Source organism: Streptomyces cahuitamycinicus, from assembly GCF_002891435.1.
Classification (GTDB): domain Bacteria; phylum Actinomycetota; class Actinomycetes; order Streptomycetales; family Streptomycetaceae; genus Streptomyces; species Streptomyces cahuitamycinicus.
The window spans coordinates 1-18,877 of the sequence record NZ_POUC01000133.1 but is presented as its reverse complement, the minus strand read 5'-3'; the positions used below and the strand labels follow the sequence as shown (position 1 = coordinate 18,877).

The 18,877-nt window shown below is 71.3% G+C and carries 15 protein-coding genes, 1 pseudogene and 1 riboswitch; of the genes and pseudogenes, 9 read left to right on the top strand and 7 right to left on the bottom strand.

The annotated features are described in order from the left end of the window. Positions 1–51 precede the first annotated feature (51 nt). A pseudogene (locus tag C1J00_RS19380) lies at positions 52–1,257 on the top strand (hypothetical protein); the annotation flags it as partial. 137 nt (positions 1,258–1,394) lie between these two features. Then, on the top strand, positions 1,395–1,925 hold the full coding sequence (locus C1J00_RS19375; protein WP_180989608.1) for a DoxX family membrane protein: 531 nt from the start codon (positions 1,395–1,397) through the stop codon (positions 1,923–1,925). 14 nt (positions 1,926–1,939) lie between these two features. Here C1J00_RS19375 and C1J00_RS19370 read toward each other — a convergent pair whose 3' ends face one another. Further along, positions 1,940–2,164 carry a hypothetical protein gene (locus C1J00_RS19370; protein WP_102910330.1) on the bottom strand — a complete coding sequence of 75 codons (225 nt, stop codon included), beginning with the start codon at positions 2,162–2,164 and terminating at the stop codon, positions 1,940–1,942. Then, the gene (locus C1J00_RS19365) at positions 2,151–3,644 is read right to left on the bottom strand and encodes a PspC domain-containing protein (RefSeq protein ID WP_102910329.1); all 1,494 of its coding nucleotides are present in this window, start codon (positions 3,642–3,644) and stop codon (positions 2,151–2,153) included. The genes C1J00_RS19370 and C1J00_RS19365 overlap by 14 nt, the downstream gene beginning before the upstream one ends. 177 nt (positions 3,645–3,821) lie before the next feature. Here C1J00_RS19365 and C1J00_RS19360 point away from each other — a divergent pair, with 177 nt between their 5' ends. Both C1J00_RS19360 and C1J00_RS19355 read left to right on the top strand, forming a co-directional pair. Continuing rightward, positions 3,822–5,114: an ATP-binding protein gene (locus C1J00_RS19360; protein WP_102910332.1), complete on the top strand. Its 1,293-nt coding sequence runs from the start codon at positions 3,822–3,824 to the stop codon at positions 5,112–5,114. Then, positions 5,111–5,851: a LuxR C-terminal-related transcriptional regulator gene (locus tag C1J00_RS19355; protein ID WP_102910328.1), complete on the top strand. Its 741-nt coding sequence runs from the start codon at positions 5,111–5,113 to the stop codon at positions 5,849–5,851. Before C1J00_RS19360 ends, C1J00_RS19355 begins: the two co-directional genes overlap by 4 nt. 9 nt (positions 5,852–5,860) lie before the next feature. Here the strand turns inward: C1J00_RS19355 and C1J00_RS19350 are convergent, their stop codons facing one another. Then, entirely contained in the window at positions 5,861–6,919 is a 1,059-nt protein-coding gene (locus C1J00_RS19350; protein WP_102910327.1) for a C40 family peptidase, read from the bottom strand. A 423-nt stretch (positions 6,920–7,342) separates the two neighbouring features. On the opposite strand from C1J00_RS19350, the gene C1J00_RS19345 reads away from it, so the two are divergent. Further along, entirely contained in the window at positions 7,343–7,696 is a 354-nt protein-coding gene (locus C1J00_RS19345; protein WP_102910326.1) for a hypothetical protein, read from the top strand. On the opposite strand, the gene C1J00_RS19340 is transcribed toward C1J00_RS19345, so the two are convergent. Beyond that, the gene (locus C1J00_RS19340) at positions 7,674–8,669 is read right to left on the bottom strand and encodes an SLAC1 family transporter (protein ID WP_102910325.1); all 996 of its coding nucleotides are present in this window, start codon (positions 8,667–8,669) and stop codon (positions 7,674–7,676) included. The two genes, C1J00_RS19345 and C1J00_RS19340, sit on opposite strands and share 23 nt — an antisense overlap. Positions 8,670–8,748: 79 nt before the next feature. After that, on the bottom strand, positions 8,749–9,927 hold the full coding sequence (locus C1J00_RS19335) for a C40 family peptidase (RefSeq protein WP_102910324.1): 1,179 nt from the start codon (positions 9,925–9,927) through the stop codon (positions 8,749–8,751). Positions 9,928–9,935: 8 nt separating this feature from the next. Continuing rightward, positions 9,936–10,108, bottom strand: a riboswitch (cyclic di-AMP (ydaO/yuaA leader). A 313-nt stretch (positions 10,109–10,421) separates the two neighbouring features. Between C1J00_RS19335 and pcrA the strand changes: the two genes are divergently transcribed. The 3 genes from pcrA (at position 10,422) to C1J00_RS19320 (ending at position 14,915) form a co-directional block, all read left to right on the top strand. Further along, positions 10,422–12,899, top strand: coding sequence for a DNA helicase PcrA (gene pcrA, locus C1J00_RS19330; protein WP_102910323.1), 2,478 nt, complete (start codon positions 10,422–10,424; stop codon positions 12,897–12,899). A 390-nt stretch (positions 12,900–13,289) separates the two neighbouring features. Further along, on the top strand, positions 13,290–13,727 hold the full coding sequence (locus C1J00_RS19325) for a GNAT family N-acetyltransferase (protein WP_245936406.1): 438 nt from the start codon (positions 13,290–13,292) through the stop codon (positions 13,725–13,727). A 141-nt stretch (positions 13,728–13,868) separates the two neighbouring features. Beyond that, positions 13,869–14,915: a DUF2332 domain-containing protein gene (locus C1J00_RS19320; RefSeq protein WP_219728361.1), complete on the top strand. Its 1,047-nt coding sequence runs from the start codon at positions 13,869–13,871 to the stop codon at positions 14,913–14,915. Positions 14,916–15,094: 179 nt separating this feature from the next. Here the strand turns inward: C1J00_RS19320 and C1J00_RS19315 are convergent, their stop codons facing one another. Together C1J00_RS19315 and C1J00_RS19310 are read right to left on the bottom strand one after the other, a co-directional pair. Further along, entirely contained in the window at positions 15,095–16,606 is a 1,512-nt protein-coding gene (locus C1J00_RS19315) for a M23 family metallopeptidase (RefSeq protein ID WP_102910320.1), read from the bottom strand. Positions 16,607–16,825: 219 nt separating this feature from the next. After that, positions 16,826–17,689, bottom strand: a complete 864-nt coding sequence (locus C1J00_RS19310; RefSeq protein ID WP_102910319.1) for an esterase/lipase family protein — start codon at positions 17,687–17,689, stop codon at positions 16,826–16,828. A 521-nt stretch (positions 17,690–18,210) separates the two neighbouring features. Between C1J00_RS19310 and icmB the strand changes: the two genes are divergently transcribed. Then, complete coding sequence (gene icmB, locus C1J00_RS19305) at positions 18,211–18,627, top strand: coenzyme B12-dependent isobutyryl CoA mutase small subunit (RefSeq protein WP_102910318.1); 417 nt, start codon at positions 18,211–18,213, stop codon at positions 18,625–18,627. The last annotated feature ends 250 nt before the right edge of the window (positions 18,628–18,877 follow it).

The window sequence follows — 18,877 nt, the reverse complement described above, 5'->3', positions numbered from 1 at the left end:
ACCTACACCCTAGAGTTCGTCGGCAGCGTCAGATTTGTATAAGAGACAGGTCCGCACGGTGCGCGGGAGGGGCATCGGCGGGCCGTCGCCGCGTTCCTGCGCCAGCGTGACGAGTTCGCGGCCGGGCAGGGGCTGCCGGCCGCGGTGGCCCACTCCGCGTCGGCCTCCCGCCAGTGGGTCTCCGAGGAGCTGTCGCAGTCCGCCGAGCATGTCGCCGAGCGAGGGCGGGCCGAGGGGCAGGCCTGGCTGACGGGCGTGTGGCGGCGCACGGCGGGTGTCGCGTGGGGCGCCGTGGTGCTGTTGCTGCTCGGGCAGGCGCTCACGGCCGTCGGTGCGGGCTGGACGGCTGCGCGTACGGCCGGGCTGGCCGCGGCGCTGGTGCTGGCCTCGTCGCTGACCGCCGCGTCGTGGTTCCACCGGGCGAAGGGCGGGGCGCTGGCGCCCGTGATCGGTGAGGACAACCGGCTGTCCACGTCCCGTACGGTCGCCGCGGCGTGGGTGCTCTTCGTGGCCTACTCGGTGCTCGTCCTCGCGGGGCGGCTGGCCGCCGCCTCCCGGCACCGGGAGCGGGACGCGCTGATCTCCGGGCTGGACCTCGCCCGGGGCGCCGGAATCGTGACCGTGCTCGCCGTGCTGTGCGGAATCGCCGTGCTCGTGCGGCGGGTGGTCGGGCTGCGGGTACTGGGGCAACGGCTGCAGAAGGTGCGTGCCGTCCGGCCCCGGGCCGCCGATCTGCTGACCGACGACGCCGGGCGGGGCACCTTCGCCGACATCCAGTACGTCGTGATCAGCGGGGTGGCCCTGGTCTACGCGGCGGTACGGCTGGCCAGGCGGCCGGAGCAGCTGCCGGATCTGCCGTGGGGACTGGCGGTGGTGGTGCTGGTCTCGGCGGCGACGTACCTGGCCGGCAAGTACGCGGAGGGCGGCCGGCCGGTCATCCTCTCCGTCGTCCGGGCCCGGGAGGCGGGGGACCTGGACGGGCCGATCCGTACGGGGGACGACATCGAGATCCGGGGTGCGGGATTCGTGCCGCCGGGGGCGCAGGGGGCCGACCGGCTGGCCCGGATGGTCGTGCGCGTGGGCGCGGTGCACGTCCATGTGCCGTTGATCCCGGTTCCCGGAGGGTTCCGCAACCCCACGGACGCCGTGCTGACGGTGCCGGTGCCGGCGGATGTCGAACCGGGCAGGGTGGAGGTGCAGGTCGTCACGGCGGCCGGGGTGGAGACGAATCGGTACGCGATCGACGTGACGGAGTGAGCGACGGCGCTTCCCAGGCACCCCGCACCACCGGCACGACGAAATCAGCCCGGTGACACAGGATTGAGCGCGGTCCGTTTGTCGTACGTATTGTCTGTTGAGGGGGTCTCGGCACCGGCGAGAGGCGGCTAGCAGCGATGACTCACAGTATGCGAACGGACACACACTCCCCCCATTTCGGCAACGGGGGAGGCTGGCGGGACAACGCCACCCGCTACGCCCTGCTGCCCCTACGCATCTTCCTCGGCGTCACCTTCATCTACGCCGGCCTGGACAAACTCACCGACAGCGCCTTCATGAAGGACTCCGGTGCCGGGTCGATCGGCGACATGATGCGTGCCGTACGCGACTCCTCCGCCATTCCCGCCCTGGTCGACCTCTCCCTCAAGAGCCCTGCCGGTTTCGGCTACGCCATCGCCTTCGGTGAACTGGCCGTCGGCATCGGAACGCTGCTCGGCCTCCTCGCCCGGCTGGCCGCACTCGGTGGCGCGCTGATCTCCCTCAGCCTGTGGCTGACCGTGAGCTGGGCCTCCGACCCGTACTACTACGGCAACGATCTCGCCTACCTCATGGCCTGGACCCCTCTGATCCTGGCGGGTGCCCCCCTGCTGTCCCTCGACGCCAAGCTGGGGTCACGGCGACGGCAGCGCAGCGGCGGCTACCAGTAGCAGGCCGGTCACCGTCACGCCAGGTCCGCACCCGTACGGCCCCGCCGTCGGTGGCGCCGTACGCGGCCCGTCAGGAACGCCACCGCGCCCGCCAGGCACAGCCCGCCCGTGACCAGGGGGATCACCACGAACCACGGGATCTCCCAGGCGCCGCCCGCGTCACCGGCGTAGAGGACGCCCGTCAGTACGAGGACGATGCCGGCGATCAGCTTTCCGGGCTGGAGTTCATGACGTAGCACGGGTCACCTCCGCCTGCCCCATGCCGACCTGGAGGTCCAGGTCGATTGTGCCGGCCTCCTCGACGCCTTCGGCGGGGGAGAGGGTGATCTCCTTGTGCTGGTCCGGCTGCACGTCCACGTCCTTCGGGTCGTCGCCGGGCAGCTGGAGGTCGCCCACGCCCACCTCGACGTTCAGCCGCACGGTCACGTCCTCGGGCACGAGCACCTTGATCCGGCCCATGCCGACCTCCGCCCGGGTCGTGACCGTCTGCTTCCCGGACACGTCCAGCTTGCTCAGATCCAGGGTGCCGACGCCGGTGCCCAGGTCGTACCCGGGCCGTACGTCCGCCACCGTGGCGGGTTGCCAGGTGGTGCGCGCCCAGTGGGTGTCGATGTCCTTGGGCAGGGCCGCCGCACCGGCGAGCAGGCCGGCCGTGATGATCGCCAGGAAGACCGAGCCGGCGCCGGTCCGGCCCAGGAAGGCGCTGACGGCTATGCCCAGGCCGAGGACGGCGAGCGCACAGGCAAGGCCCGTCTGCAGGCTGGTGCCGAGCGGGTGGCCGTCCCATGTGCGGCTCGTGCCCAGGGCTCCCGCGAGCAGGGCCAGCAGGAAGACCGAACCGCCGATCGATCGCGGCCCGCGCGGCCGGAGCGGCCGGGGGTGCGGGGCGGGTATGTCCTCGCGGGCACCCGGCTGCGTACCGAGGCTGATGTTGAGGGCTGCGGCGACGTCCAGATCATGCGGGTCTCGGGGACCCCACAGGTAGCCCGTGCCGCCGATGTGGGTGCCGTCCTTGACGATCGGGTCCCGCCACCAGGAGGGGGTGGTGAGGAGCACCGGCGGCGCCTGGGGCTCCGGCGGGGCATCGGCGACGGCCTGCGCGGCGATGGGGACTCCCCTGCTCGAGCGCAGCCTGGAGCTCGGGGAAGGATCGGGGCCGGGGGCGCCGCGCTGGCGCGACCAGTAGCCGGCGCCCGCGAGAAGGAGGGAGAGGACGACGGCGAAGGTCAGCACCCCGCCGTTGTTCAACATGGTGAGGAACACGCCGCAGCCCACCAGCGCGAACAGCACGGCCGTCAGGGCCTGGCCGTCGACGCGGCCGGTGAGCAGCTTGCGGACCTCGTTCTCCTCGTCGTCGTACGGGACGAACAGCCAGGCGAAGCCGTAGAAGAGCAGGCCGATGCCGCCGGTGGCGGAGAGCACCGCGAGGGTGATGCGGAAGATGACCGGGTCCATGTCGCACTGCCGTCCGAGTCCCGCGCAGACGCCGGCCAGGGTCTTGTGGCGGCGGTCTCGGCGGAACGCGTGGGGCGGCCCCGGCGGGACACCCTCTTCGGCGGGGGCGGCCGAGCCGGGAACTCCTCCCCCCTGCTCTCCCGCGTCCGCGCGCCCGGGTGCGGGACCCGCGGCGGGCGCGGCATCCTGCGGCCCGGCGCCCGGGGCGGGGCGCGGGCCGGAGCCGGGTCCCGGACCCGCCGCGGCGTGCTCGTGATCGGTCATGGGTCCATGGTGACGGGCGCGACGCCCCGGCGGGAGTCGGAACGACCCTGGCCGGACCCTGATATCGGCCCTGAGAGTCGGCGCGGGAAGCGTTCGAGGACCGGCCCGGGGAGATCAGGGGAGCCTCAGGGGCCGACCCTGATGCTCCGGCCTCCCGCACGTGTGACCATCAATGGCATGTCGGAAGCCGCAGCAGCGCCACTCGCCGAACCGCGGCCGCCGCGCAAGCTCTACCGCAGCAGTGACGGACGCTGGCTCGGGGGCGCGGCGCGGGGCCTCGCCGGGCACCTCGGGCTGCCCGTGATCTGGGTGCGGCTCGTTTTCGTCGGCCTGTTCATGGCCGACGGCCTCGGTGCGCTGCTGTACGCCGCGTTCTGGTTCTTCGTCCCGCTCGGTGTCGGCGGTGTCGGGGCGCAGAGGCCGCCGTCGCCGCCGGCCGCGGAGACCTCGCCCGACGGCCGCCGCAGACGCGTCGCGCGCAGGCCCGACAAGGGTCAGATCGTGGCCCTGCTCCTCATGGTCGTGGTGGCCCTGGTCTTCGTGGGCAATGTGAACCTCAGCGGAGGAGCGAGGGCGTACCTCTGGCCGACGGTGCTCGTCGGCGCGGGCGTCGCCCTGGTCTGGCGCCAGGCCGACAACGCCCGCCGGGCCCGCTGGGTCGAGGTCGGCCGCCGCCGGCGCACTCTCACGCTGCTGCGCTCGGTGGGCGGGGTGCTGCTGGTGACGGCCGGCGTCTCCGGCATCTTCGTCCTGCAGGGCTCCGCCGCTCACCTCGGCTCCGTCCTCCAGGCGGCCCTCGCGGTCCTCGTCGGCATAACGCTCCTCGCCGGGCCGTATCTGGTGCGCATGACGCAGGACCTCTCCGAGGAGCGCCTGATGCGCATCCGCGCCCAGGAGCGCGCGGAGGTCGCCGCCCATGTGCACGACTCGGTGCTGCACACCCTCACCCTGATCCAGCGCAACGCGGAGAACGCGAGCGAGGTGCGCCGCCTGGCCCGAGCCCAGGAGCGCGACCTGCGCACCTGGCTGTACAAACCGGAGGGCACCGGCAAGGACGAGGCCGACGAGCCCACCACCCTGGCCGACGCCGTGCGGCGCAACGCGGCCGAGGTGGAGGACAAGCACGGCGTGCCCATCGAGGTCGTGGTCGTGGGCGACTGCCCGCTCGACGAGAGAATCAGTGCGCAGATGCAGGCCGCGCGCGAAGCAATGGTGAACGCCGCCAAGTACGGTGGCGAGGGCGGAGCCGTACAGGTCTTCGCCGAGGTCGAGGGGAAGACGGTCTTCGTGTCCGTCCGGGACCGCGGCCCCGGCTTCGACCTAGGCTCGATACCCGCCGACCGGATGGGTGTCCGAGAATCGATCATCGGCCGCATGGAGCGCAACGGTGGTACGGCGCGGCTGCGCGCGGTGCCGGACGGCGGCACCGAGGTCGAGCTGGAGATGGAGAGGGCGGAGAAGACGTCATGAGCGACCCGACCGAGGCGAACGGTACGGCGGGACCGGCGGAGGCGGCAGGGCCCGCGGAGTCGGGCGGCGGCCCCGGGCGTCACGTGCGCGTGGTCCTCGTCGACGACCACCGCATGTTCCGTACGGGGGTCCAGGCCGAGATCGGGCAGACCGAGCAGACCGGCGTCGAGGTCGTCGGCGAGGCCGCGGACGTCGACCAGGCGGTCACGGTGATCACCGCGACCCGGCCCGAGGTGGTCCTCCTCGACGTGCACCTGCCGGGCGGTGGCGGTGTCGAAGTGCTGCGCCGCTGCGCCCCGTTGATGGGCGACGCCGAGCAGCCGGTCCGCTTCCTGGCGCTGTCCGTGTCGGACGCCGCGGAGGACGTGATCGGCGTGATCCGCGGCGGTGCCCGCGGGTACGTCACCAAGACGATCACCGGCACGGACCTCGTGAACTCCATCTTCCGTGTCCAGGAGGGCGACGCGGTCTTCTCACCCCGGCTGGCCGGGTTCGTCCTGGACGCCTTCGCGTCCACGGACGCACCGCCGGTCGACGAGGACCTGGACCGCCTGACCCAGCGCGAACGCGAGGTGCTGCGGCTCATCGCCCGGGGCTACGCCTACAAGGAGATCGCCAAGCAGCTGTACATCTCCGTGAAGACCGTCGAGTCGCACGTCTCGGCGGTCCTGCGCAAGCTCCAGCTCTCCAACCGGCACGAGCTGACGCGCTGGGCGACGGCTCGCCGGCTCGTGTGACACCGGCGCTCACACCACCCGCGTCGCCCCCGCGTACGGCATCTCGTCGAGCGGGGCGACGCGTACCGGCGCCGACGGGTTCGGAGCGTGGATCATGCGGCCGTTGCCCACGTAGATGCCGACATGGCTGATGCCGGCGTAGAAGAAGACCAGGTCGCCGGGGAGGAGTTCGGAGCGGGAGACGCGGCGGCCCGCGGCGATCTGGGAGTAGGTCGTGCGGGGCAGGGAGACGCCCGCGGCGCGGTACGCGGCCTGCACGAGGCCCGAGCAGTCGAAGGCGTTCGGGCCGGTGGCGCCCCAGACGTAAGGGCTGCCGAGCTTCTGGTAGGCGTAGGAGACGGCGGCGGCGGCGCGGGCGCCGGTCGCCTGGGACGAGGCGGAGCCGGGGGCCGCGAGAGTGTCCCGTGCGCCCGTCGAGCGCGAGCCGCGGTCCTGCGACGCGCCCTGCAGGGAACGTTCCTGCGGGCCGAGCCGGGAGAGCAGCTGCCGTGCCGAGCCCAGCTTGCCGGTGATCGACTTCTTGTGCTGCTTCAGCTCCGCCCGGCGTGACTTCAGGGACGTCAGCTCGATGTGGGCGGCCCCGCGCAGTTGCTCGATCTCCCGCAGCTGCTTGCGTACACCCGCGACGGCGGCGTTCTGCCGGCTGCCGGCCCGCTCGACGAACTCGGCGTTGTCGAGGTACCGGTCGGGATCGTCGGAGAGGGCGAGCTGCATCGCGGGGTCGAGGCCGCCGGCGCGGTACTGCGCGGCGGCGACCGAACCCAGGGCGTCGCGGGCGGAGTTGAGCCGCTCCTCCTTGCGCGCCGCCTGGTCCTGGAGGTTCTTCAGCCGCTGCCCGGCCGCTTCGGCCTTCTCCTTCGCGCCGTTGTACTTCTCGGTGGCGACCTCCGCCTCCTGGTACAGCTTGTCCACCTTGGCCTTGACCTGGCCGGGGGTGAGCTGCGGTTCGGCGTGCCCGGTTCCGTCGAAGCCCGTCGCCGTCGCCGCGCTCGCGAGGGCGATCGTGGCGGCCGTACGGGCCGTGCCGCCACCCGTCGAGCGCTGTCGGGGCTTGCGGTGCGCTGCCACCTGGAGGCCACGTCCTTTCCTCGACCGCCGAGGGGTGCGTGCGGGCGCCCGGGGGGAGCGGACGGGCGGCCTGCGCGGTCCGGCGACGGCCCGCACAGGGGGAGCGGATCGCCGCCGGACCCTTTCGGCGGTGGTGTCCGACTGCCGCCCCTGGCCCGGGCGGCGGTGGGGAGCCGGGCACCTGGTGGAGGACGCTAGGCGTCGCCGCGACGGGCCGGTGGCAGGTGTGCGGAAGTGTCTTGAGAGGACCGGCGGTGACCGTATGCGACCGTGGCCCGGCCTGGACGCCGTCGACTTAACTCAGCGTGATGACCGATGCGTCGAATCGTTAGCGAGTGACCGTGATCGGGTGCTATGGGGTGCATATGTGCATCACTGGGCCGGTGTCGGGCGGTCTCGGGACCCTGATTAGGCTCCGGCCTCATGGGCGTACTCATCCACCTCTTCGTCGGCCTCCACATCATCGGCATCGCCTCGCTCCTGGGCGGCTTCCTCACCCAGATGAAGGCGATGGGCGCGGGCAGCGCCCGCTACACCCCCGCGATGCTGCACGGCGCGCTCACGATGCTGGTCACCGGTGTGATCCTGACCGGCCTCAACCAGGCCGACGACCAGTCCGTGAACAACATCAAGATCGGCGTGAAGCTGGCCCTGCTGATCGTGATCCTCGGCCTGGTGTACGTGAAGCGGGACGACGAGAAGGTGGACAAGGGCCTCTTCGGCCTGGTCGGTCTGCTGACCACGGCGAACATCTTCATCGCCGTGCTCTGGACCTGACCCCGGAGCGCCGGGCACCGGCCCGGGCCGAGGTGACCGCCCAGGCGGTGCACCCGAGCCACGCAGCCACCGCCATCCACAGCAGCACCTCCCCGGCGGCGTCGAGCCAGGGGACGTCCAGGGCGGCGGCGACCGCCAGGGCGGCCGCGGCCGTCACGACCGCGGCGAACACGGTCGCCCAGCGCCGCGCGTCGTAGTGGTGGCGGGGCCAGAAGAGCTCGGCGAGAAGCAGGGCGACGCAGGTGATCAGCGCGAGCACGAGCAGCGTGACGGCCGTCGTGCGCAGCACGTCGGCGTTCTCCTCGTTCCACAGATACAGGCGCGCGCTGTCGGCGCTGAGGAGCTTCGCTCCGGCCAGTGCGGAGACGGCGAGGGCGCCGGCCGCGAGCCAGTGGTCGCCGCGCCCCTCCTCCACCTGCCGGGGCTGGAAGCGGAAGAGGGCGAAGCCGTAGAGCGCGAGGCCCAGCCAGAACAGCACCAGGGCCGCGTGGGCGAGCCAGGGCGACGTATCGGCCGCGGCGAGCGTGGCGCCGAGCACCGCGAGCCCCTGGGTGGCCACACAGCGCAGGAAAACCGTGCCGCGCCGCCCCCCGGCCTCCGCGGTGAGCAGTACCGCCCAGAGCAGCATCGCGAGCGCCAGCAGTGCCTCGGCGAGGGACTGCCGGCCCGCCGCGGAGAAGCCGGTACCCAGGACGGCGGTCGCAGCCACGGCCGTGAGTGCGGCCGGCGCCTCCGCCCGCCATTCGCCGCGTGCCCGCTGCTGGACGGTGCCCGCGGCCGGCGTCTCCGTCCGCCACCCGCCGCGTGCCCGCTGGGCGAGACCCGTGACCGCCACCAGCCAGGACGCGCAGGTCAGGGCGAGGGCGATGCGGGAAAGGGCCTCGTACCCCGCCGAGTCGAGGCCGACCGACACGATGCCGGTCGCCAGCGCATATGTCGACCACCAGGTGGCAAACGGGGAGGGACCGGACATAGGGCCGATGCTAGAGAGCGCCGCACTCGTTCCGAGAGGGGCACGCGCGCGTGCCCCTCAAAAAGTGTGACGAGACCTCTCAGGCCGGCCGCACCACGCTGTGGATGGCCGACTCGCCGTCGTAGTAGACCGACTCCTCGCGCACGTACGTGCCGGGCTTCGGGGCGTGGATCATCATGCCGTTGCCGATGTAGATCCCGACGTGGGTGACGTCGTCGTAGAAGAAGACCAGGTCACCGGGACGGGCCTGGGAGAGCGGGACCGTGGTGCCGGCGTTCACCTGGTCGTAGGTGGTGCGCGGCAGGGTGACGCCCGCGGCCTTCCACGCGGCCTGGGTGAGGCCGGAGCAGTCGTAGGAGCCGGGGCCGACGGCGCCCCACACGTACGGCTTGCCGATCTGGGCACGGGCGAAGGCGAGCGCCTTGTCGGCCTTGGTGGCGTACGAGGAGTCGGCCGGGGCCGTCGCAGAGGACGAGCCGGAGCCCGCCGAACCCGACGACGAGGATCCGCTGTCCTGCTGCCGAGCGGCCTCGTCCTGCGCCTGCTGCTGGGCGGCCTGCTGCCGGGCGAGCTCGTCGGCCTTGCGGGCGGCCTCCTCCCGCTTCTCCTTCGCGATCGCCGCGAGCCGGGCCTTCTCCTCGGCGGTCAGCTTCGACATCAGTTCGCGCGCGTCGGCGAGCTTGCGCTGGACGGTCGCCTTGGCGGTCTTCAGGGCGCCCTGCGACTCGGTGAGTGTCTCCAGGCTCTCGGTGGCCTCCTGGCGCTTCTTCATCGTCTCGGACTGCTGCGTGACGTAGTCGTCGACCGCGACCTTCTGACGGCCGGTCATCCGGTCCATCAGCTGGGTCTGGTCGAAGTAGTCCTGCGGGGTGTCCGCGAGCAGGAACGTCGCCGTGTCCGGGGCGGCGGCGCCGGTGCGGTACTGGGCGGAGGCGAAGGAACCCAGCTGCTCGCGCGCCTCGTTGAGCTTCTGGGTGCGCTTCGCGACGTCGTCGATGAGGGCGTCGGCGCGCTTGCGCTCCTTCGCCGTCTTCTCCTTGGCCGCGTTGTACTTCTCGGTCGCCGACCCCGCCTGGCGGTACAGGTCGTCGACCTTCTTCTCGACTTCCTCCAGGCTGGGCTTGTCGTCGGCCTCGGGGGCGGCGTTGGCCGACTGGGACAGCAGGGCTACGGAGGTGAGGGCCGCCGTTGCGAGGGCGGGGGTCCGTATGCCTGCCACGCGCGTACCCGTAGGACGCGACTTGCGGTGCGACGCCAAGGGAGGCGACTCCTTCCATGTTCCGCCTACCGGGTTAGCTGTCGGGTTCGGGCGGGTGGTTCGGAAGGTTTGCCCTACGGCCGTCTCCGCACAGGGAGTCGGGCCGATTCACCCCAGGTTCACGGTTGGGTCCCCGGCTCCGGCTGCCGCTGCGGCACACCGGACTCGGCGGAGGCCGCGCGGCCCGGCGACGTTCGCCGGTGGGGGTCATGCGGCCTGGTCGCACGGTAGCCAACTCGTGTGGCCCCTGTGAAGGTTGATGGGTGATATGCCCGATACATTTTCGTGACCTTGGTCATGAGCATTGCCGAGAGTGAACGATCGAGGCTGCCTGGTCACGGTTCGTCCGCAATTGCGGAGTGTGTAGCAGGACGTGATCAAGCCGTCACGGAGGGCGACAGCTCGCCGTCGGCCGGTCGGCGGGGCCCGGGCGCCCGGCGATGTTCTCAGGGCGGCGGCGGGCTGTCAGTGGGGCGCCCTAGACTCGGAGAGCGATGAGCAGCCTCTTTGACGACAGCTTCCTGGCGAACCTCCAGGCCCAGCGGGGCCCCGCGGACGAGCCCCCGCCGCCACCCGAGGACGATCACGTACCGGAGCCGATTCCGGACGATCTGTTCGGCGGGAAGTTCGACGCACCCCCGGACCGGGACGCCTACTACCGGGACGGCGCCCCGCGCCCCCCGGTGGACACCGCCGCGCTCCTGGAGGGGCTGAACGACAACCAGCGCGCCGCCGTCGTCCACTCCGGCTCCCCCCTGCTCATCGTGGCCGGTGCCGGCTCCGGCAAGACCCGGGTGCTCACGCACCGCATCGCCCACCTGCTCGCCGAGCGCGGCGTGCACCCGGGCCAGATCCTCGCGATCACCTTCACCAACAAGGCCGCCGGCGAGATGAAGGAACGTGTCGAGCAGCTCGTCGGCCCGCGCGCGAACGCCATGTGGGTCATGACGTTCCACAGCGCGTGCGTGCGCATCCTCCGCCGCGAGAGCAAGAAGCTCGGCTTCACGTCGAGCTTCTCGATCTACGACGCCGCCGACTCCAAGCGCCTGATGGCCCTGGTCTGCCGCGATCTGGACCTCGACCCCAAGCGCTTCCCGCCGAAGTCCTTCAGCGCCAAGATCAGCAACCTGAAGAACGAGCTGATCGACGAGGAGGACTTCGCCGCCCAGGCCGGCGACGGCTTCGAGAAGACCCTCGCCCAGGCCTACGCCATGTACCAGTCGCGGCTGCGCGAGGCGAACGCCCTCGACTTCGACGACCTGATCATGACGACGGTCAATCTCCTGCGCGCCTTCCCGGACGTGGCCGAGCACTACCGCCGCCGCTTCCGGCACGTGCTGGTCGACGAGTACCAGGACACCAACCACGCCCAGTACGCCCTGGTCCGCGAGCTGGTCGGCACGTCCGAGCACCCCGTCGACGTGCCGCCCGAGGCCGAGCTCCCGCCCGCCGAGCTGTGTGTCGTGGGCGACGCCGACCAGTCGATCTACGCCTTCCGCGGCGCGACGATCCGCAACATCCTCCAGTTCGAGGAGGACTACCCGGACGCGACGACCATCCTGCTCGAACAGAACTACCGCTCCACGCAGACGATCCTCAGCGCCGCCAACGCGGTCATCGAGCGCAACGAGTCCCGCCGTCCCAAGAACCTGTGGACCAAGGCCGGTTCCGGTGCCCGGATCACCGGCTACGTCGCCGACACCGAGCACGACGAGGCGCAGTTCGTCGCCGACGAGATAGACCGCCTCACGGACGCCGGCGAGGCCAAGGCCGGCGACGTCGCCGTCTTCTACCGGACCAACGCCCAGTCCCGTGTCTTCGAAGAGGTCTTCATCCGCGTCGGCCTTCCCTACAAGGTCGTCGGCGGCGTCCGCTTCTACGAGCGCAAGGAGGTCCGGGACGTCCTGGCCTACCTGCGCGTCCTGGCCAACCCGGAGGACTCGGTGCCGCTGCGCCGGATCCTCAACGTCCCCAAGCGGGGCATCGGCGACCGGGCCGAGGCGATGATCGACGCCCTGTCCCAGCGGGAGAAGATCAGCTTCCCGCAGGCGCTCAAGCGCGTCGACGAGGCGTACGGCATGGCCGCGCGCTCCACCAACGCCGTCAAGCGGTTCAACACGCTGATGGAGGACCTCCGCACGGTCGTCGAGTCCGGCGCCGGACCGGCCACGGTTCTGGAAGCAGTGCTGGAGCGCACCGGATACCTCGCCGAGCTGCAGGCCTCCACCGACCCGCAGGACGAGACCCGGATCGAGAACCTCCAGGAACTCGCCGCCGTCGCGATGGAATTCGAGCAGGAGCGCGGCGAGGACGAGCAGACCACCCTCTCGGACTTCCTGGAGCAGGTCGCGCTGGTCGCCGACTCCGACCAGATCCCCGACGAGGAGGACGGCGACGGCGTCATCACCCTGATGACCCTGCACACCGCCAAGGGTTTGGAGTTCCCGGTCGTCTTCCTGACCGGCATGGAGGACGGCGTCTTCCCGCACATGCGCGCCCTCGGGCAGGCCAAGGAGCTGGAGGAGGAACGGCGCCTGGCCTACGTCGGCATCACCCGCGCGCGGGAGCGGCTGTATCTGACGCGGTCCACCCTGCGCAGCGCCTGGGGCCAGCCGTCGTACAACCCGCCCTCCCGGTTCCTGGAGGAGATCCCGCCGGCCCACATGGAGTGGAAGCGGACCGGGGCGACCGCGCCCGCGTCCGCCGGGCCGGTCTCGGCGGTGGCGGCCTCGCTGTCCTCGTCGCGTTCACGCTCGTCGGCCTCGGGCGCCTCCGGTTTCGCCACGCGCCGCAGCGCCGAGAAGCCGGTCGTGGCGCTGGCGGTCGGGGACCGCGTCACACACGACCAGTTCGGGCTCGGAACCGTCGTCGCGGTCAAGGGCACGGGCGGGAACGCCGAGGCGACGATCGACTTCGGCGAGGCCAAGCCGAAGCGGCTGCTGCTGCGGTACGCGCCGGTGGAGAAGCTGTAGTGCCGTGAGACGAGCCCCCGGGACGCCCGGGAAGTCGTCACCGCCCGGCGCGACCACGACGTCGAACAGCTGAGCCAGGATCCTCGCTTCGCGCGTCATCGGGTTGTCGTCCGAGCGGCGGGTCCGGGTGGTGCGGTTCCCCGAACGCGGCTTGCGACCGGTGAACGTCCCCCCTGAGCCGGCGGACGAAGGGTGGCGGCGTACCACGCAAGCCGATGTCACCATCGACCGGGGGAATCACCGGTCGCCTGTTGAAGCTCACCGAGGTGACAACGCCCGAGGCCGTACGCGAGGCTCGTCGACATGGAGATCAGAGCAGGTGTGCGGGGCGATGTGGAACAGATCGCGGCGCTTCACGCGGAGAGTTGGCGTACGGCGTATACGGGGATCATGCCGAGTGATTTCTTGGCCGGCCCCCTGTTCGAGGACCGGCTGGCGCTCTGGCAAGGGCGCATGCTGGAGCCGCAGCCGACCGCAGGACTGTTCGTGGCCGTGAGCGGAGGCGAGATGGACGGTTTCGCCTACCTCGTTCCGCGCCCCGACGGCCGCATCCTTCTGGACAACTTGCATGCCCGGCCAGGCCGTACTGGTTCCGGCATCGGAGGCCGCCTGCTCCGACACGCTCTCGCGTGGGCCGCCACCGAGCATCCCGGGCGGGATGTCTGTCTGGAGGTACTGCGCGCCAACACACGCGCCATCGCCTTCTACGAGCGGCACGGCGCTCTGCGTACCGACGAGCGCGTCTGCCTGTTCGAGCAGGGCTTTGAGCTGCCCGAGTTCGAGTACACCTGGGCGGCCGGCCAGCTCGGAGTGTCCGCTCCCCGGTGAGGGAGAGGCATCAGCCATCGAGTCGACACCTTGTGCCGGGTAACGGGGGCGGGGTTTCCTGCAGTTGGCTAGGATCGTCGGATGCCCAGGTCGACCGCAGGAAGCGCCCTACCCGTGGGCAGAGCCCGCACTCTCGCTCAGGTGTACCGACACTTCGGTGAGGTCGAGGCCGCCGAAAAGTCGCCGCTGTACGAGCGCGTCGCCGTCGCCCTGAGTGAATCCGACGAGGCCCTGCGCGCCATCGAGGCGGCGCCCGCGCGCAAGCGGCACCCCGCGGTAATCCTCGCCGCGCTGCACGATCTCGCCCTCGCCGGACGCGCCCCGGCACTCGCCGCGGCCTATGCCGCCGCGGACGGCGACGCTGCCGCCGCCGCGGCGATCGACACGCTGCTGCGCATGACCGACACCGTCGTGGCCACCGCCGCGCACCGGCAGACGCGGACCAACGAGACCGGACGCTGCGCCGTGCTGTATCCGGCCATCGCCGAGGCTGCGCGCCGGGTGGGCGCGCATGCGGTGGGGCTGATCGACGTGGGCTGCTCGGCTGGACTCAACCTCAATGTCGATCGCGTCGGCATCACGTACAGCAACGGACAATCGCTGGGAGACCCGTCATCTCCCGTGCAGATGACGTCTTCGACCGTGGGAGACCGGCCCGTCCCGACCCGGGCCCTGCCCGAGGTCGTCGCCCGGGTCGGCATCGACCTCGATCCGGTCGACGTGACCGACGCTGACCACGCCCGATGGTTGCGCGCCTGCCTGTGGCCGGACGCGCCCGGTCATCCGGAGCAGGCCGCAAGGCTCGACGCGGAGATGGCGTTGTCGGCGACAACTCCTCCGCTGCTGCTGCGAGGTGACGCCGTCGAGGTGCTGCCCGAGGCCTTCGCCCGTGTGCCCGCCGACGCCCTGCCTGTCGTCACCACGACGTGGGCGCTGTCGCGCTTCCCGCTCGAGCGCCGCCTGCGGTTCCTGCACCGCCTCGACGAGGCGGCGGCCGGCCGGACGGTGGCGTGGGTGTCAGCGGAGGGGGTCGGAGTCGCACCGGCGATACCGACACTCGGCGACCGCCGTGCCTCCGGCCACAGCATCATCGGCCTGGCGGTGTTCGGCCAATCGGTTCTGCGCGCCGAGGCCGTCGGCCGCTGCTGGTCGCAGGGCCGCCTACTGGCGTGGCTCGCAGACTCCTAGGCCCTACTGGTCGTGTCTGCGCCATTGGGGTTCTGGCACACACAGTCCGTGAAGGATCCGAAGCCTCGCCACGGGCAGCGGCCACCTGCCGACTGACCGGCATCAACGTTCAGCGTGCGAAGGGCCTGCCGGACTTGGTTCGCAGCCCTGTCGTCGGACCGGCGGGGGCTGCCGGGACGTTACGCCGGGTCGATGCCGTGGCTGCGCAGCCACGGCAGCGGGTCGATCGCCGAGCCGCCGGCCGGGCGCACCTCGAAGTGCAGGTGAGGACCGGTGGAGTTGCCGGAGTTGCCCGAGCGGGCGATCGGATCGCCCGCCTTCACGGTCGTACCCGAGGGGACCGTGTAGGTGGAGAGGTGGCAGTACCACGTCTCCGTGCCGTCCTTGGCGGTCACGATCATCATGTTGCCGTACGCGCTGTTCCACTGGGTGCGCACGGTGCCGTCGGTCGCGGCCATCACGGTCGTGCCGTACGAGACGGGGAAATCGATGCCGGTGTGGAGGGACATCCAGTTGATGCCGGACTGGCCGTAGTAGGCGCTGAGTCCGTGCCGGGCGACCGGCAGGGCGAACTTGGGGCGCAGCCGCTCCTTGCGGGCCGCTTCCTCCGCCGCGCGCTTCTTCTCGGCCGCCTGCTGGGCCTTGAGGTCGATGCGCTCCTGTGTACGGCTGGCCCGGTCTGCGAAGTCGTCGGCGCCGGCGGAAAGACTTTGCAGCTGGGTGTCGAGCTTGTTGTTGGCGGCGGCCGGCTTGACCGGTTGCGCGTCCGCCGCGGTCGTCTGCGCCTCGGCGGCACTGTCGTCGGCGAAACTGCCCACGGAGGCGGCGGCGATCCCGGCGACACCCATCACGCAGGCCGAGGGCACCGCGATGGTCATCAGCGCCGAGCGCTTGGGCGGTGTGCGGCGGCGGGAACGGGAACCGGCGCGCGAGGCCGCCCGCGACGACCGGGCGGCGGGGACGACGTCCTCCTGGCCGTCCAGGAGCGGGGTGACGACGGGCAGTTCACCGGTGGCGGCCGACTCGTCTCCGTCCGCGGCGGGGTCGTGGAAACCGGCCCCGGCGGATTCGTCGTAGGCGACCTGCTCGAACGTCGCCGTCTCGTGCTGCCCGAAGGTTTCGGCGGGGTGCTCGTACGCGTCGGGATCCGGTGCGGCGTTGCCGTCGGAGTTCCACTGCGTGGCGTCGTAGGCGCCTGTGTCGAAAGCCTGCGTGCCCCACTCCCACTGCTGGGTGTGGTCGGCGGTGTTGCCGGACTGGTCCGGCTGGAGCCAGGCGCCCGACTCCCACTGCCCCGTGGCGTCGGGCGAGGGGGACTGGGACGGGATGGCCGACATCGGCTGCTGCTCGGCCGTCCAGGGGGTCGTGTCGTAGACGCCGGTGTCGTAGGCGCCGTGGTGCTGGGCCGCGTATCCGTCGTAGTGCATGTTCTCGTGCGTGCCGGTGGGCCAGTGGCCGGTGTCGTAGCTGCCCGTGTCCTGGCCACTGCCCGGCATGTCGCCGAAGAGGGGGTCGGTCGCGAAGCTCGCGGTGGTGTGCCCGGTGGCGTCGAATCCGGTGGCGGCGTAGTCGCCGTACGTGGTGAGGTCGCCGTACTGGGCTTCCTGGGTGCCGTACGACGCGTAGTGCGCGGAGGCGGCGTCGGAAGCCGGAGCCGGGGTCATGGTCCCCGACGGGTGACGGTCGTTCACCAACTTCTCTTTCGCCTCGACAACAGGGGCTGCCAGAGCAGTGCGGCGACTGTACCCGGCGGTACGCGAGCACGACAATCTTCCGCAGGTTTCGCGCGCGCAGGAAACGGGCATTCGGCCGTGTTTTGGCGGACGGCGGGCACGGGTTTGGCTCTGTGTTCGAAGTTTGTTCGAGGTTGATCGGTGCTTCGGCGTTGAGTGATCGCTGTATGACGATTCTCAGGCGACCGTCAGACCGCCGGTTTGTTCGGCCGAGGGTTCACCCGCGTGTGCCGTGTCCAGGACCTGCCGTATGCCGTTGGCGACGGCGGGATGAACGGGCAGGGCGAGATGGCCGATGCCGGTCACGCGCACGTTCTGCGCCGTCAGATCGGGATGGTCGACGCAGGCCGTCTCCAGCGGATCCATCACATGGTCCAGGTCGCTCCAGAAGCTGACGAAGTGCGTACGGCAGTCAGGGGCGGGCAGAGCGAGCTCCTTGAGCACCGGTGAGCCGGGGCGCATCTGGCGCACGATGGGGTGCGCGTCGGCGAAGGGCGCCACTCGGGTTCCCGAATGCGGCGTGCCGAGCGTGACCAATGTCCGTACGCGCGTGTCGCCGCCGAGCCGCTGCACGTAATAACGCGCTATCAGTCCGCCGAGGCTGTGCCCGACGACGTCGACCCGGTCGGCCCCCGTGCGCTCACAGATCTCCTCGATGTGCCGGCCGAGCCGTTCGGCGGCGGCCCGTATGTCACAGGTCAGCGGCGAGTAGTTGAGCGACTCGATCTGCTGCCTGCCGTGCTGGGCCAGGCTGCGGCGCAGCAGGACGAAGACCGAGCGGTTGTCGATGAATCCGTGCAGGAGCAGGACCGGCGGCTTGGCCTCCGTGGGCAGTTGGGCGGCACCGTCCCCGGGCAGCGCCGGGACGGGGGCCCGGCGCTCCTGGGCGATGCCGGACGGGTAGAGGAGGAGATGCCCGGCCAGGATCGCGATCTCCAGGGCGGTGGCTTTCAGGAGAGCCAGGGAGAGTCCCGCCAGTCTGCCCGGCAGCAGGCGCTCGCAGAACGGAAGAAAGGGCAGAGCCGCCCTGGTGACCTTCATGGCCGACCTCCTGTCGGCACGCGGGAGGACGCCTCCGCCCCCTGTGTGCCCTCGTGGAAAGCAGCCGCGAAGACGGCCGGCGATGCCCGCGAGAGCGGCGTGTGCCGCGTGAGCCGCGGGGGTAGAGCGCGGCGTGTGGCGCATGTGACGCCGGTGGTCGGCGGAGGTCCCCGATCGGTGGGGTGACGAGGCTCCCCGCCGGTGTGCCGTGTCTGCCCTGCGTGCTGTGAGTGCGGTGCTTGCCCTGCGTGCCTTCGCCGAAGCGCCGTGCTGTCGCGGTCCGTCGTGGACGGTGCGGCGGTACGGCTACCTCGATGCAACTCCCCTTGCGCTTGTCCCATCGTGTGATTTCCCCCTCGGCATCCACCGTGAAACTGCCGGTTGCGGGATGCTGGAGAACGTCCGTTCACTTGCCCGGAAGGTTCGGGGCGGGGCGTCCGTGCGGTGCGGCGTGTACGGCTTGCCCGATGTGTGCGGTACTTGTCGGTGCGGATTGATGTAGTCGCTTCATGGAGGCAGTGATGGGTGTGGCAGCCGGTCCGATCCGCGTGGTGGTGGCCAAGCCGGGGCTCGACGGCCACGATCGCGGGGCCAAGGTGATCGCGCGTGCCCTGCGCGACGCCGGTATGGAAGTCATCTACACGGGGCTTCACCAGACCCCCGAGCAGATCGTCGACACGGCGCTCCAGGAGGACGCCGACGCGATCGGGCTGTCCATCCTGTCCGGAGCGCACAACACGCTCTTCACGGCCGTGATCGATCTGCTCAGGGAGCGGGACGCGGAGGACATCCTGGTCTTCGGCGGAGGGATCATCCCCGAGGCGGACATCCCCCTGCTGAAGGAGAAGGGCGTCGCGGAGATCTTCAAGCCGGGCGCGACGACGGCCTCGATCGTGGACTGGGTCCGGACGAACGCCCGTCAGCCCGCGGAGGCCTGAGCCTCCGGCGAACCGGACCGGGTGCCTTGGTCCGGGCGGAGCCGGTGGGCCCTCGGTCGGGTGGGGCCGCTTCGCCGGGCGGCCGACCGCCACCGCCTCCGAGGGCCGCCCCGGCCGGTCGTCAGCACCCCCGGGCAACGGCCGACCGTTGCGGGGGCGCTCGGCCCCGGAGTCGCTGGCGGGGGTTGGAACTGCTCACCAAGGAGTGCGCACAACGCTGAGTTAGCTCGATCGTGTGATCGTCTGCTGG